General features: G+C 64.0%; 12 protein-coding genes. 8 read left to right on the top strand and 4 right to left on the bottom strand.

Going from position 1 to position 13,865, the window contains the following annotated elements:
• Positions 1-50: 50 nt before the first annotated feature.
• From ACE1EY_RS07245 to ACE1EY_RS07230, 4 genes are all read left to right on the top strand, one after another.
• The gene (locus ACE1EY_RS07245; RefSeq protein ID WP_291512672.1) at positions 51-1,244 is read left to right on the top strand and encodes a cation:proton antiporter; all 1,194 of its coding nucleotides are present in this window, start codon (positions 51-53) and stop codon (positions 1,242-1,244) included.
• A gap of 401 nt (positions 1,245-1,645) precedes the next feature.
• Positions 1,646-3,841, top strand: coding sequence for a primosomal protein N' (locus ACE1EY_RS07240; RefSeq protein ID WP_370299814.1), 2,196 nt, complete (start codon positions 1,646-1,648; stop codon positions 3,839-3,841).
• Positions 3,842-3,920: 79 nt separating this feature from the next.
• Positions 3,921-5,678, top strand: a complete 1,758-nt coding sequence (gene argS / locus ACE1EY_RS07235) for an arginine--tRNA ligase (RefSeq protein WP_370299813.1) — start codon at positions 3,921-3,923, stop codon at positions 5,676-5,678.
• A gap of 4 nt (positions 5,679-5,682) precedes the next feature.
• Positions 5,683-6,261: an SPOR domain-containing protein gene (locus tag ACE1EY_RS07230; protein ID WP_370299812.1), complete on the top strand. Its 579-nt coding sequence runs from the start codon at positions 5,683-5,685 to the stop codon at positions 6,259-6,261.
• 18 nt (positions 6,262-6,279) lie between these two features.
• On the opposite strand, the gene ACE1EY_RS07225 is transcribed toward ACE1EY_RS07230, so the two are convergent.
• Positions 6,280-6,558, bottom strand: a complete 279-nt coding sequence (locus tag ACE1EY_RS07225) for a hypothetical protein (RefSeq protein WP_370299811.1) — start codon at positions 6,556-6,558, stop codon at positions 6,280-6,282.
• Positions 6,559-6,718: 160 nt separating this feature from the next.
• Between ACE1EY_RS07225 and ACE1EY_RS07220 the strand changes: the two genes are divergently transcribed.
• Both ACE1EY_RS07220 and ACE1EY_RS07215 read left to right on the top strand, forming a co-directional pair.
• On the top strand, positions 6,719-7,399 hold the full coding sequence (locus ACE1EY_RS07220) for a hypothetical protein (RefSeq protein WP_291512677.1): 681 nt from the start codon (positions 6,719-6,721) through the stop codon (positions 7,397-7,399).
• Positions 7,399-7,605 carry a hypothetical protein gene (locus tag ACE1EY_RS07215; RefSeq protein WP_291512678.1) on the top strand — a complete coding sequence of 69 codons (207 nt, stop codon included), beginning with the start codon at positions 7,399-7,401 and terminating at the stop codon, positions 7,603-7,605. The genes ACE1EY_RS07220 and ACE1EY_RS07215 overlap by 1 nt, the downstream gene beginning before the upstream one ends.
• Here ACE1EY_RS07215 and uvrD read toward each other — a convergent pair.
• Genes uvrD through ACE1EY_RS07200 form a run of 3 tightly spaced genes read right to left on the bottom strand, consistent with a single transcriptional unit; the run spans position 7,602 to position 12,125 of the window.
• Entirely contained in the window at positions 7,602-9,761 is a 2,160-nt protein-coding gene (gene uvrD / locus ACE1EY_RS07210; protein WP_291512679.1) for a DNA helicase II, read from the bottom strand. The genes ACE1EY_RS07215 and uvrD overlap by 4 nt on opposite strands.
• 40 nt (positions 9,762-9,801) lie before the next feature.
• Complete coding sequence (locus ACE1EY_RS07205; protein WP_291512680.1) at positions 9,802-11,382, bottom strand: carbon-nitrogen hydrolase family protein; 1,581 nt, start codon at positions 11,380-11,382, stop codon at positions 9,802-9,804.
• A complete protein-coding gene (locus tag ACE1EY_RS07200; protein ID WP_291512681.1) occupies positions 11,379-12,125 on the bottom strand; it encodes a TerC family protein in 747 nt (248 codons plus the stop codon). Before ACE1EY_RS07200 ends, ACE1EY_RS07205 begins: the two co-directional genes overlap by 4 nt.
• A 133-nt stretch (positions 12,126-12,258) precedes the next feature.
• Between ACE1EY_RS07200 and ACE1EY_RS07195 the strand changes: the two genes are divergently transcribed.
• The gene (locus ACE1EY_RS07195; protein WP_291512682.1) at positions 12,259-13,146 is read left to right on the top strand and encodes a DUF4382 domain-containing protein; all 888 of its coding nucleotides are present in this window, start codon (positions 12,259-12,261) and stop codon (positions 13,144-13,146) included.
• 21 nt (positions 13,147-13,167) lie between these two features.
• A complete protein-coding gene (locus ACE1EY_RS07190; protein ID WP_291512683.1) occupies positions 13,168-13,824 on the top strand; it encodes a hypothetical protein in 657 nt (218 codons plus the stop codon).
• Positions 13,825-13,865: the final 41 nt, after the last annotated feature.

The following is a 13,865-nucleotide window of genomic DNA, read 5'->3' as shown; positions in this document are numbered from 1 at the left end:
GGCAACTGCGGCCGTTTCTATGCCGGTATGGGTTGCGACATACTGGAGCCATGCATCTCGACCCCCTCATGCTCAAGCTGGTCGCGGCCCTGCTGGTCATCCTCGCGGTGGGTCTGGCCTCGCGCATCCTCAAACAGCCGCATGTCGTCGGGTATCTGTTGGCCGGGGTCATTCTTGGCCCTTACGGGCTGGGCATGATGTCGGATCAGCATGCGGTGGCGCGGCTGGGCGAATTCGGCGTGATGTTCCTGCTGTTCTTTATCGGCATGGAGGCGTCGCCCAAGCGGCTGATCGCAAACTGGCGCATCACCGTGATTGGCACCCTCGCCCAGATCACCGCCTCGGTTGCGATCATGTGGGGCGTTGGCACACTCGTGGGCTGGTCGACGGCGCGTATCGTTCTGCTGGGCTTCGTGATCAGCCTGTCCAGTACAGCCGTGGTGCTGAATTACCTGGAAGATTCCGGACGGCTGCGGACCAAGGTGGGCGAAGACACCATCGGTGTGCTGCTGGCCCAGGACCTGGCCATCATTCCCATGCTCATCGTGGTCGGGATTCTCGGCGGGGGCCGGCCCGACCCCCACACGATCTCATTGCAGGCCATCGGGGTCGTCATCGTCGCGGCACTGCTCGTCTGGATGATGCGCGGCACCAAGGTCCGGCTGCCCCTGGGCTCGCGGCTTCGCGCCGACAAGGAGCTTCAGGTGTTTGTCGCGGTGCTGGTCTGCCTGGGTTTCGCGTTGATTACCGGTCTGTTCGATCTGTCCACGGCGCTGGGCGCTTTCCTGGGCGGCATGCTGGTTGGCGTCGCCAAGGAAACCGGATGGGTACACCATCGTCTGGAACCGTTTCGCGTGGTGTTCGTGGCGGTTTTCTTCGTATCCATCGGGATGCTGGTCGACCTTGGCTTTGTCATCGAACACTGGGCATTCGTAGCCGCGCTGTTGCTGTCCGTGCTGGTGATCAATACCGGCGTCAACGCCGTGATGTTCCGCATGTTGGGCGATACCTGGCGCCATTCCATTCTTGCCGGTGCGGTGCTGGCGCAAATCGGGGAATTCAGTTTTGTGTTGGCTGCCGTCGGGGAGCGCACGAACCTGATTACCGAGTTCGCCTATCAGGTCACGATTTCGGTGATCGCGTTGAGTCTGCTGTTCAGCCCCGCCTGGATCGGGGGCACGTTGGCGATGCTGAGGCGCAGCAAGGCGAGCGCCGCGCGTCGGCAGGACACGCAGGCGAGTTGAGACCGCGTCGAATTGTTCATGAATAGATGATGAACGCCGCCCCGGTCCCGCTCCCCCTTTATTGGGAATCGAGAAGCTGTTCCACGCGCCCGAATCAACCGCCGATTCAAGCGCTGTCGCAGATCGGCGACATCCCTGTCTCAAGATCACGACCAATACAGCGTCTAAGCGATGAATTCCGCAAGCACTGAAAGTGTTACTCACATTGCTTCTGCAGGCCATAAAATCCGGCAGCTACAAGACAATATTATGAATAAAATGTTAAACGTTTCCGTAAGTCATTGATATTCATTGGGTTGCTGCGGCGCACTACCGTCACAGATCCTTAACATGAGCGAAATTACTCACTTGACAACGGCGGTGACATCAACTTTTCCCCAAGGTTATCCACAGGCTGAGACGTGGCGCTAGATCGTGCATCCGGGTCGCGGAAAATCGTTGAAGTCGCGGTCCCGGTGCCGCTATATCAATGCTTTGATTACGATTCCGGCGATCTGAACCCACCCGCCATCGGCACGCGCGTGCAGGTTCCTTTTGGGCGGCGCCGCTTGGTCGGCATCGTGACGGGAACGCACGACCACAGGGACGAACGCAGCCTGCGCAGCCTGGAATCGGCTCTTGATGCGTCCCCGTTGTTCGAACCACTCGATCGCGAGTTGATCGAGTGGACCGCCCGCTACTTTGCGGCGCCCATCGGCGAGGTGTACTCGCTGGCGATGCCCGTACGACTCCGTGCGGGTGCGCCCGCCGAGTGGTCGCCACCGTGGCGATGGCATGCCAGCGAAACGGCCACGTCCCAGACCAGCACTAAGCTCGGCCGACGGCAACAGGCCGCGATCGATGCGCTGTTGAAGAAACCACGCACCGATGCTCACCTGCGAGAGGTCAGCGGCCTTGACCGCCGCGGACTGGAGCGCCTGGCGAGCTTGGGCCTGGTCCGGCAGGTGACCGACAGCAGCGGCGAACAGCCTGCCGCAGCCGCTCCGGCGCCTGCGCTGTCCGCCGCGCAGTCCGAGGCGCTGCAGCGAATCGGCGATCGCGGCACCGGCTTTCACGCCACCCTCGTCGACGGCGTGACCGGCAGCGGCAAAACCGAGGTCTATCTGCACGCCGCCCGGCAGGTCGTCGAGCAAGGCGGCCAGTGCCTGATTCTGGTGCCGGAGATCGGGCTGGTGGGCGGCATGATCGAGCGCGTCCGTGCCCGACTCGGGCTGGAGCCTTGCGTTCTGCACTCGGGCATGGCGGACGGAGAACGTGCGGAGCAATGGCTGGCGGCGCGCGCGGGCCATCCGCAGGTCGTGATCGGCACCCGCTCAGGGGTGTTCGTGCCGATGCCGCGGCTCGGCCTCATCATCGTCGACGAAGAACACGACGGCAGCTTCAAGCAGGAGGACGGGTGCCGGTACTCGGCACGCTCCGTGGCGATCTGGCGGGCCAGGCAGCGCAATGTACCGATACTCCTGGGGTCTGCCACGCCCAGCCTGGAATCGCTGCACCTGGTCGACGCCGGGCAGTTCCATCGTGTGGTGCTGCCGTCCCGGGCCGGCGGCGCCGAGCTGCCCAGGGTTCGGCTGCTGGACGTGCGTGCGCAGCAACTCGATCACGGTCTTTGCTTTGAATCGCAGTCGCAGATCGAAACGCATTTGCAGGCTGGCGGCCAGGTGCTGGTCTTTCTCAACCGCCGGGGGTATGCGCCCGCGGTGATGTGCCACACCTGCGGTTGGGTCGCCGACTGCTCTCGCTGCGATGCCCACCTCACGCTGCACCGGGGCCGCGGGCGGCTGTGCTGCCACCACTGCGGCCTCGAAACCGGTCCGCCGCAGCGCTGCCCGGATTGCGGCGACCGTCAGTTTGCGGGGATCGGCGCCGGCACCGAACGGCTGGAGCATGCCTTGTCCCGCCGTTTTGCCGGCGAAGCCGTCCTACGGATCGACCGCGACACCACACGCCGCGTTGGCGAACTGGATGCCCGTATCGCGCGGGCGGAGTCCGGGGACGCGCGAATCCTGATCGGCACGCAAATGCTGGCCAAGGGCCACAACTTTCCGAACCTGAGCCTGGTTGTCGTGGTCGACGCCGATCAGGGACTGTTCAGCGCCGATTTCCGGGCCGCCGAACGGATGGCACAGGGCATATTTCAGGTGGGGGGCCGGGCAGGCAGGGCCGAGCGGGCTGGCGAAGTGCTGATCCAAACGCATCACCCCGATCACCCATTGCTGCAGCAGCTGGTGCGTGGCGACTACAGCGGGTTTTCCCGTATGGCCCTGGCCGAACGGCGCGAAGCGGGTATGCCTCCGGCCCGGCATTTCGTCATGCTTCGCGCCGAAGGCGCAGCCCAAGATGCCGTGCTGGCCTGGCTGGGCGAATCAGCACGAATCGGCCGCGGGCTGTTCGATCCATCGGTCGCGATCTGGGATCCGATACCGGCACCCATGGCTCGCCGGGCCGGCCGCCATCGCGGGCAATTGCTGCTGGAGTGCGATCGGCGAGCGCCGCTACAAAGCGGTCTCTCCGGCTGGATCGCGGCCATCGGCGCGCTGAAGCTGGCGCGATCTCTGCGCTGGAGCGTTGATGTCGATCCGCAGTCCATGCTCTGAAGGTTTCATCGCTGGCTCCGGATGGGCGTCGCATCCGGGTTAGAATGCGCGGCCTTTTTCGCTGAATCCGGGCGCTTGTATGCAGGACCATATCGCCGAGTTGTTGCGCACCGCTCTTACCCAGGTGGCAGCGGGCCCGTTTCCCAGCTTGGAGCAGCCCGACCGCATTGGCATTGAGCGGACCCGTGATGCATCCCACGGCGACTTCGCCTCCAATGTGGCGATGGCCAGCGCCAAGAGCGCGCGTGCGAACCCGCGCCAGATCGCCGAAGCCATTGTCGCCGCACTGCCGAACTCGCCGCAGGTCGAAAAGGTCGAGATCGCCGGCCCGGGTTTCATCAACTTCTTCCTGACCAGCGACGCCGCCACGGCCGTGGTGGGCCAGGTGCTGGACGCAGGCGAAGCCTACGGACGCGCCGCGGCGCCCAGTGGCCGCAAAGTCATGGTCGAGTATGTGTCGGCCAACCCCAACGGGCCGCTGCACGTTGGCCACGGCCGGGGCGCGGCCCTGGGGGATTGCGTTGCCAATCTGCTGGAAGCCGCCGGCCACAGCGTCGGGCGTGAGTACTACGTCAACGACGCCGGACGGCAGATGGACATTCTTGCCGCGAGCATCTGGGTGCGGTACCTGGAACTCCATCAAGTCACCGTGGCTTTTCCCACCGGGGGCTATCAGGGCGAGTACGTCCGCGAGATCGCCCGGAATCTGGAACAGTCACACGGCGACCGTTTCGTCCATTCCGGGGCGGCCATTGTCAACGGCATCGGTCACGACGCCCCGGCAGGCGACAAGGACGCCTTTGTCGACGCCCTGATCGCAAAAATGAAGACGCTGCTGGGCGAGGGCTTCGCGATCGTCCACGCCGCCGGACTGGACAGCCAGCTCGCCGATATCCGGGACGATCTCGAGGGCTTCGGCATTGTTTACGACCGCTGGTTTTCCGAAGCCAGCCTGGTGCAGGACGGCGCGGTCGAGCACGCGCTGGACCGGCTTAAGGCGTCGGGCCACACCGCCGAACGCGATGGCGCCTTGTGGCTGAAATCCTCCGAAATGGGCGACGAGAAGGACCGCGTGCTGGTGCGGGCCAATGGTGCCTACACGTATTTCGCAACCGATATCGCCTACCACCTCAACAAGCTTGAGCGCGGCTTCGACACCCTGGTCAATGTCTGGGGTGCGGATCATCACGGCTACATCGCCCGCATGCGGGCCGCGATCGAAGCGTTAACCGGCAGCGACGAGGCGCTGGTTGTCCGGCTGTCGCAGTTCGTCAGCCTGTTCCGGGCCGGCGAGAAGGTCGGCATGTCCACCCGCGCCGGTGAGTTCGTGACCCTGCGTGAGCTACGCGGAGAGGTCGGTGTCGATGCCGCCCGGTTCTTCTACGTGATGCGCTCCTCCGACCAGCCGCTGGATTTTGATCTGGCGCTGGCGACCTCGCAGTCGAACGACAATCCGGTCTACTACATCCAGTACGCGCACGCGCGCATCTGCAGCGTGCTGCAACAGGCGACGGATGCCGGCATCCATTTCGACGCCATGACGGGCCGGGCAGCCCTGGCCCGGCTAACCGAACCGCACGAAACCGCGGTGATGGGTTTGCTGGCGACATTCCCCGAGCGCGTAGAGCAGGCCGCAGCGCAGTACTCGCCCAACATCGTTGCCAACGCCCTGCGTGATGTGGCCGAGCAGTTCCACAGCTACTACAACGCCCACCGATTCCTGCTGCCCGACGATCCGGAACTCACCCAGGCACGACTGACCCTGGTCGTGGCGGTGCGTCAGGTGCTGGCAAACGGGCTGGGGCTGCTGGGCGTGAGCGCGCCGGAGTCGATGTAAGGCAATGGGCAAGGACTACGCGAATCGCAAGAAGCCTGCGCAGAGACGGCGGCAGACCAAGACACAACCAAAACCGCAGGGCCTGCCGGGGTGGTTATGGCTGCTCGTCGGCATGACGTTCGGGCTGGTGATCGCGGTCATGCTGTACGTCTTTAACGGCCCGGACTCCGGCGACCGTGCGCTGCCATCAGCCCCCACGCCGCGGGCGTCCACGCCGCCACCGACCCCCGAGCCGGAACTGCCTCCCAAGGAGGAAGCGCGCTTCACCTTCTACGAGATGTTGCCGAACTTCCAGCTGGTTCCGCGCACGGAAAAGTACACCCCGGCCCCCGCGCCCGCTGCGGATCTGCGCTACGCCATTCAGGCCGGCAGCTTCGCCCGGCAAGGGGATGCCGAAACGCGCCGCGCCGAGATCGCGTTACTGGGCATCGAATCACGCGTTGAATCCGCCCAGCTTGATGATGGGCGAACCGTCTACCGGGTCATCATCGGGCCGGAATCCAACTTCAATCGGGTGAAGGACCGGATGGCCCGCCTGTACGAAAACGGCATCGAGAGCTTCTTTCGCCGGCTCGATTCCTGATCCGACCCAGCAACCGCCTCAGGTGCTGGCCCTCTGCCGCGTGGCAGCAAGTTCAGCCACCCGCCGCTCCAGCTCACTGGATGAGCGTAGTGATTCACGTCGTGGATAACGCTTGATTCCGCGATTGGTGACCCACGTCCCTCCGTAGGTCTGCAACAACGCCTGGACCGCCTCGGGCGCAACGAGCGCGCCGCGCAATAGTGGACGCAGCAAACGGTTCCCCGCGCCGATGTCCGGTCCGCAGGCGTCAATCGCAAAAATCGTGTTGGCGTCGTTCAGAAACAACCGGGTTCTCATGCCGCGGTCTCTTAGTATGAAGTTCAATGAACGAAAAATGCCGGTAAATCCGGACATGGACTGTGATGCCGGTCCCGTCCTGATGAGTGGTTAAGACTAAGGGTTGTAAATACGAACGATTCGCAATAGCGTATATGCATCGCTCCGATCAGGAACCCCGATGCATCTCGTCGCCGATCTCGAAAATTTGCTGCTCAATCCCATGCCCGCCATCGAATACTGCCTGCGCACCACCTTGCAGGAGATGGGCTACGCACCCGAACCGGACCGGGCTCTGGACTGGGTGGTGAACGTGCCCTTCACCGATGCGGCCATCACCCTGCTTCAGGACGACGCCCCCGGCCGACTGGATGAGTTCACCTCGCGTTATCAACGTCTGTTCGCCTGCCGGGGGCGGCGGGCCTACGGGCTTTATCCGGGGGCGCGCATTGCGGTCGCCAGCCTGCAGGCAACAGACAACAACCACCTGCACTACCTCACGCATATCGGACCGGATGGCGCCCAGGCCCTGCTGGAGCACTATTCCTTCCGCCAGGCCGTCGACAGCATTTTCACCGCCCCGGCTCCACAATGCCGGATGTGCAGACCCAGCCTGCTGGAAACGCTGTCAGACCGGCTGCGCTCGCAATCGGAGGAAGGTATCGCCTTCGCATCCGACGATCCGGCCGAACTCGCGATGGCGCAGCGCATGGGCATCCACACCATCGGCCTGCTGTATGGACGCACGCCATCCGACATCCTCCGGCGCGCAGCACCCGACCTGGTGATCGACGCGGCCTCCGCACTCCCGACCGCGATGGCAACGCTGTCCGCACAGCCGGGGCAATCCGGGGCCCACTGATGTGCCTGCGGGTTCACGCCAGACTGGTCCGCGGCTGTCCCTGCGTGGAATTGCGCGACGAGCTCTCCGGCGCTGTCCGCTATCGCTGGAGTTCCGACCTGCACGCTGCGGATATCCACGGCCATGACGTGCAGGACCTGATCCGCATGCTGCTACTGGCGAGCGCGCAGACCGAAGCGAGGCAAGCCGGCCAAGAATCTGGCTAAATCGGGTCCAGTTTGGCGATGGCCTGCATAAGCCACTTCGAGCCCGCCGATTCAAAACGGACCTCCACCCGCGCACGTTCGCCTTCACCCTCGAGCGACAGCACGATGCCCTCGCCGAATTTCTTGTGCAGCACGCGCTGTCCCAGCTTCAACCCGGCCGATTCGGTCTGCCGCAGGCCCGCGCTGGCGCCGTAGCCCAGCGGTCGGCTAACGGAAACCCGAGGCCGAACCTCCTCGACGCAATCCGGTGGCAGCTCTGCCAGAAACCGCGATGGCACGCAGAACTGGTCGTTGCGATAAAGCCGCCGGCTTTCGGCATGCGAGATCACCAGCTGTTCGCGGGCCCGGGTGATGCCCACGTAGCAAAGCCGGCGCTCCTCTTCGAGACCACCTTCACCGATGGCGCGTTCATGCGGGAACAGTCCATCTTCCAGCCCGATCATGAACACGACCGGAAACTCCAGGCCCTTGGCCGCATGCAGGCTCATGAGCTGCACGGCGTCCTCCCATTCACCGGCCTGCGACTCGCCGGCTTCCAGCGCCGCATGGGCGAGAAACGCCGACAGCGCGGGCAATTCCTCGTCGCCCTCGGTGGGCTCGAAGCCGCGGGCAGCGTTGGCGAGTTCGTCGAGATTCTCGACGCGCGCCTCGGCCTGCTCGGTGTTGTCCTTGCCGTAATGCGCCCGCAGCCCAGCCTGTTCGATCACATGATTGATCTGCTCGCCCAGGGTGTGGTCTGCGGTCTCCTCGGCCAGGCGGTCGATGAGATCACGAAACCCGCGTACCGCATTGCCGGCGCGCGCCGGCAGCTCATCGGCGGTGATGCCGGAGGCCGTCCACATCGTCAGCTGGTCGCGCCGGGCCCGGTAGCGGATCTTCTCCAGCGTCGTGGCACCGATGCCACGCGTGGGCTGGTTGACGACACGTTCGTAGGCGGCGTCGTCACCGCGGTTCTCGATCAGTCGCAGATAGGCCAGGGCGTCCTTGATCTCGGCGCGCTCGTAGAAGCGCAGGCCGCCGTAGACGCGGTAGGGCATCTGCGCGGTGAGCAACGCTTCTTCCAGCGTCCGCGACATCGCATTCGAGCGGTACAGAATCGCGCAGTCGCTGCGCTGTCCACCGGCGGAGACCCAGGCCTGGATGCGGTTGACGACGAACTCGGCCTCGTCGCGCTCGTTGTAGGCGCGGTAAACCTGGATGGCCGCACCGTCCGGGTCCTCGGTCCACAATTCCTTGCCGAGCCGGCCGCTGTTGTGAGCGATCAGCGTGTTGGCGGCCTTGAGGATATGCCCGGTCGAACGGTAGTTCTGCTCCAGCCGCACCGTCTGCGTGCCGGCGAAATCCTTGGGAAAGCGAATGATGTTCTCGACCCGTGCCCCGCGCCAGGAGTAGATCGACTGGTCATCGTCGCCGACCACGAACAGCTTGGCGCGGTCGCCCGCCAGCACACGCAGCCAGGCGTATTGCAGCTTGTTGGTGTCCTGAAACTCGTCGACCAGGATGTGCTGAAAGCGATTGCGGTAATGCGCCTGGATCTGCGGCTGATCGCGGCACAACTCGTGAGCCCGTAGCAGCAACTCGGCGAAGTCCACCAGGTCGGCCCGCTTGCAGGCATCCTCGTAGGCGCCGTAGATCTGGATCAGCGTGCGGCGGGTGTACTCGCCACGGTCATCCAGATCGCCAGGGCGCAAGCCCTCTTCCTTCCGGGCATTGATGAACCCGGTGACCTGCTTGGGCGCCCACTGGTCGTCGGGCAGGTCCATGCCCTTGAGCAGCCGTTTGACCAGCCGCTGCTGGTCATCGGCGTCGAGGATCTGGAAATAAGGCCCCAGGCCGGCGTCCTTGGCATGCAGACGCAGCATGCGATGGGCGATGCCGTGGAACGTGCCCACCCACATCGCCCGTGTCGGGAACTGCACCAGCGATTCAATGCGCGCACGCATTTCCTTCGCGGCCTTGTTGGTGAAGGTCACCGCCAGAATCGACAGCGGCGACACGGCCTCGACCCCCATGAGCCAGGCCACGCGGTGGGTCAGCACGCGGGTCTTGCCGCTGCCGGCACCGGCGAGAATCAGTCGATGTTCGAGAGGGGCCGTGACGGCTTCGCGCTGGGCATCGTTGAGCGGGTCAACGATGGTGGTGATATCGCCATCCATGGCTGCGAATTCTACCTGTCCGGGCGTCACACCGCAGGCGTCAGTTGCTGCGCGTCTGGCCGGCGCGACCGCCGCCCCACCGCACGGAATAAAGGTCGTGCCGGCGATCCTTCAGGTTCTGCACGGTGCCGGACTTGCGGGCCTGCACCAGCGCATCGAGCGAGAGATCGGCGAAGGCGATCATCTCTACATTCGGCGTGGTGTCGGCGGCGATACCGTCACGCGCAAACGGAAAGTCGCAGGGCGTGTAGATGCCGGACTGGGCGTAATGCATGTCCATGTTGAAGTAGCGCGGCAAATTGCCGACATTGCCGGCGGTGGCCACGTAGATCTGGTTTTCGATGCAGCGGGCCTGCGAGCAGTAGCGCACGCGCAAATAGCCGTAGCGCTCCTCGGTGGAGAACGGCACGAACAACAGATTGGCGCCCTGGTCCACCAGATGCCGGGTGAGCTCCGGGAATTCCGAGTCGTAGCAGATCAGCACGCCGATGGGCCCGCAGTCGGTGTCGATCGCCCGCACGGCGCTGCCGCCGGTGATCTGCCACCAGTAGCGCTCGCCCGGGGTGGGGTGAATCTTGGCCTGTTCGTGCACCGAGCCATCACGCAGACATATCCACGCGACATTGAGCAGGCTGCCATCGGCCTGCTCGACCGGATGCGAGCCGCCGATGATGTTGACGTTGTAGCGCAGCGCCAGACGCTGCAGCAGATCGCGCACCGGATCAGCGTACTCAGCCAGCTTGCGAATCGATTCCAGCGGCGACAAGGCGGCGTTCTCGATTGACAGCAACTGGACCGTGAAATACTCGGGAAAAACCACGAAATCGCAGCGATTGTCGGCGACCGTGTCGACAAAGTACGTCACGATGCGCTCGAACGCGGCCCAGTCTTCAATGCCGCGCTGCAAGTACTGCACCGAGGCGATCCGCACTGTGGAGGCCGGCCGGTCCGGGGCATAAGCCGCGTGCCGCGAGCGGGGCTGGTCGTGGGTATTGCGCCAGACCAGATGCACGGCATAGCCCAGCGAGGCGCGGTCCGTGGGATCGTAGCCAGGCAACACTCCAATGGGCTCAAAACCGTTGCGCAGCTGGAAGCTCATGACCTGGTCACGCAGGTCGCCGGCCTTCACCGCATCCACGTAATCCTGAGCCGACGGATACTGCTCATGCCGCCGTGCAAACCCCGGCAGGCGCCCGCCGAACACAACGCCCTTGAGGCCCAGCTCCGCGCAGAGCTTGCGGCGCGCCGTGTAGAGCCGCTGGCCGAGGCGATGCCCGCGGTGGCTGCGGTCGACCATGACCTCGTAGCCGTAGAGCCAGTCGCCTTCCGGCTCATGCGTGCTGCCGTAGCCATTGGCGGTAATGCCCTTCCAGGTATGCGGCGCTAGCGCGCGGCTCTCAGGGAGCCGGATGCTCGCGCAGTAGCCGACCACGTCGCCGTCATGCACGGCGACCAGATGCCCCTCGGGGAACCAGCGTATCTGGGCCGAGATCTGCTCGACGGTGTAATTGTCCTGCTCGCTATACGCGATCGAACCCAGCCGGCGGATCGCCGGCACATCGCCCAGGCGCGCCGGCCTGATATCCAGGCGGCGGCTGCCCGGACCGGTTGCATCGCTCATGCATCCCCCGACTTCGGCCCATGCAGCTTCACCGGTCGATGCACCTTGCGCACGCGCAGGTTGACCATCTCCACCGCGATCGAGAACGCCATCGCGAAGTAGATGTAGCCCTTGGGAATATGGAAGTGCAGGCCTTCGCCGATCAGCGCCACGCCCACCAGTATCAGGAACGACAGCGCAAGAATCTTCACCGTGGGATGGTTGTCGACAAAGCGTGACACCGCACCGGCGGCGATCATCATGAAGCCGACGGCCAGGACGATGGCGATGATCATCACGGGAACGTTGTCCGTCATGCCGATCGCCGTGATCACCGAATCCAGCGAAAACACGATGTCCAGAATCATGATCTGAATGATCACGCCGGTGAAGCTCGCCACCGCCTTGGCCGCGCTGTGGGATTCATCGTCGCCTTCCAGCTTGTGATGGATTTCCAGCGTGGACTTGGCCAACAGGAACAGACCGCCGCCGATCAGGATCAGATCGCGGCCCGACACCGTGTGACCCAGCACCGCGAACAACGGCGCCGTGAGCTTCATGACCCAGGTCAGCGACAGCAATAACAGCACCCGCGTCAACATCGCCACGCCCAGGCCCAGCGTGCGGGCGCGAGCCTGCTGCTCCACCGGCAGGCGGCTGGCGAGGATCGAAATGAAAATGATGTTGTCGATACCCAGAACGATCTCGAGCGCGGTCAAGGTGACCAGGGCGATCAGGGCGTCAACTTCGAAGAGACCTGTCATACAGGGCATCCATGGAAGAAGTGGCGTCAGTATACGGCCGCCATCATCCGCCATCGGTTCCACTTACAATGGGCCATCGGCGGGTTTCAACGTGATCGCGCCCGGGCCCACGACCACCATCAGGATTCATGGAATGATTCGACGATGCTTCCCCCGAGCGCTGTTCGTGGCGCTGATTTCACTGCTATTGGCTGCCTGCGAGGGCGAGTTGCAGATCCGCCTGACCGACGCGCCGGCGGATGACGCCACGGCGGTGAATATCGAGATCACCGGTGTCGAGTTGCTCACGGAGGCCGGCGCGGCCGAGACCTACGAATTCGACGAAGCCCGGACCATCAATCTCACCGATCTCACTGGCGGCCGCACCGTCACGCTGGTCTCGGATGACGACACGCCGGGTGGCACCTACACCGGCGTCCGGTTGCTGATCAACGCGGCGGCGGGCACCTCCGACTCCACGATTACGCTATCGGATGGCGGCGAGTTTCCGCTGGTGCTCAGTTCCGCCGGCGGGGGCAGCCGTAGCGTCTCGCGCAACTTCACCGTTGAAGAAGACGAGCGCACCGCACTGACCATCGACTTCGACCTGCGCCGCTCCATTCTGGAGCCCACCGGCACGTCCACCGACTACCGACTCGCGCCCCGCCTGCGCCTGGTGCTTGATGACGACGCCGGCACCCTGAGCGGCACGGTCGCCGAGGCCTCCATCACCGATGCCGACTGCGACAACGGCGGCAACAACGACATCGGCAATGTCGTCTACGTGTTCTCGGGCAGCAATGCCACCGTAAGCGACCTCGACAACTCGGTGGACGACGCCATCACCTACGGCGCCGTGGAACTGGACGACGTGTCTGGCGAGTACAGCTACACCGTCGGTTTCCTGCCGGAGGGCAGCTACACCGCCGCCTTCACCTGCCAGGGCCGGCTGGACGACCCGCTGACACAGGACGGCATCGAGTTTTCTGGCGCAACCACGGTCGAAATCGAAGCCGGCCGGACTGAGACAATCGAGTTCTAATTCACAGTTGGGGGCGACACGATGCGATGGAGACTGCTCATTGGGTGCGGCGCACTTTGCGCGGTGATCGTGCTTTTCGTGCTTCCTAACCCCGACCGTCCCTCGCCCCCGCCGCCTGTAAGCGCCGGGCCGCTGGAGGAGCCCGCCGACGAGCCTGCTTTCGCGGCCCTCACCACGACCACAACCCTTGTTCAGGTGCCGATGACTGATCCAAGTAGCGAACCGACCACGCCGCGAGGGGAGGCCGTTACTCTCGAAACGCAGCCCAGCGAACCTTTGCCAACAACCTGGACGCGCGCGCTTTCGCAACGGGTCGAATCCGCGGCAGCGGCCGGTTTTACAAGCAACTTAGTCCCTGCATCGACTTACATGGAGAATTTCGATTGCAATGGTGTCGACACCTGCGGTTTTGTAGCGCGTGTCGCTGAGCCGGATCAGGTGTTTAAGGTCACAAGCTCTTTGATGAAAAGCGTGAACGCAAATCTGGCGAAAACCCCCGAAACCAGGAACTTGATGGTTCTTCTTGAGCAAGCGAACCCTGGCCAGCGAATGGCAAGCTTCGTGATTTCACCTCGAGCGCCAAATGTGCCGTGTCCGAACGTGCAACTCACCGAAAACGAGTCCGGTCAGTTGGAAAGTGTCAGCGTCGAATTTAAGGAGGACGACTGCCGACATTGAGCGTAGACGGGTTGGCCACGTCATCAGTCGTTCATACAAGT

It is taken from the genome of Abyssibacter sp., from assembly GCF_964229365.1.
Taxonomy (GTDB): Bacteria; Pseudomonadota; Gammaproteobacteria; order Nevskiales; family OUC007; genus Abyssibacter.
This window is presented reverse-complemented; position numbering and strand designations above follow the sequence as displayed.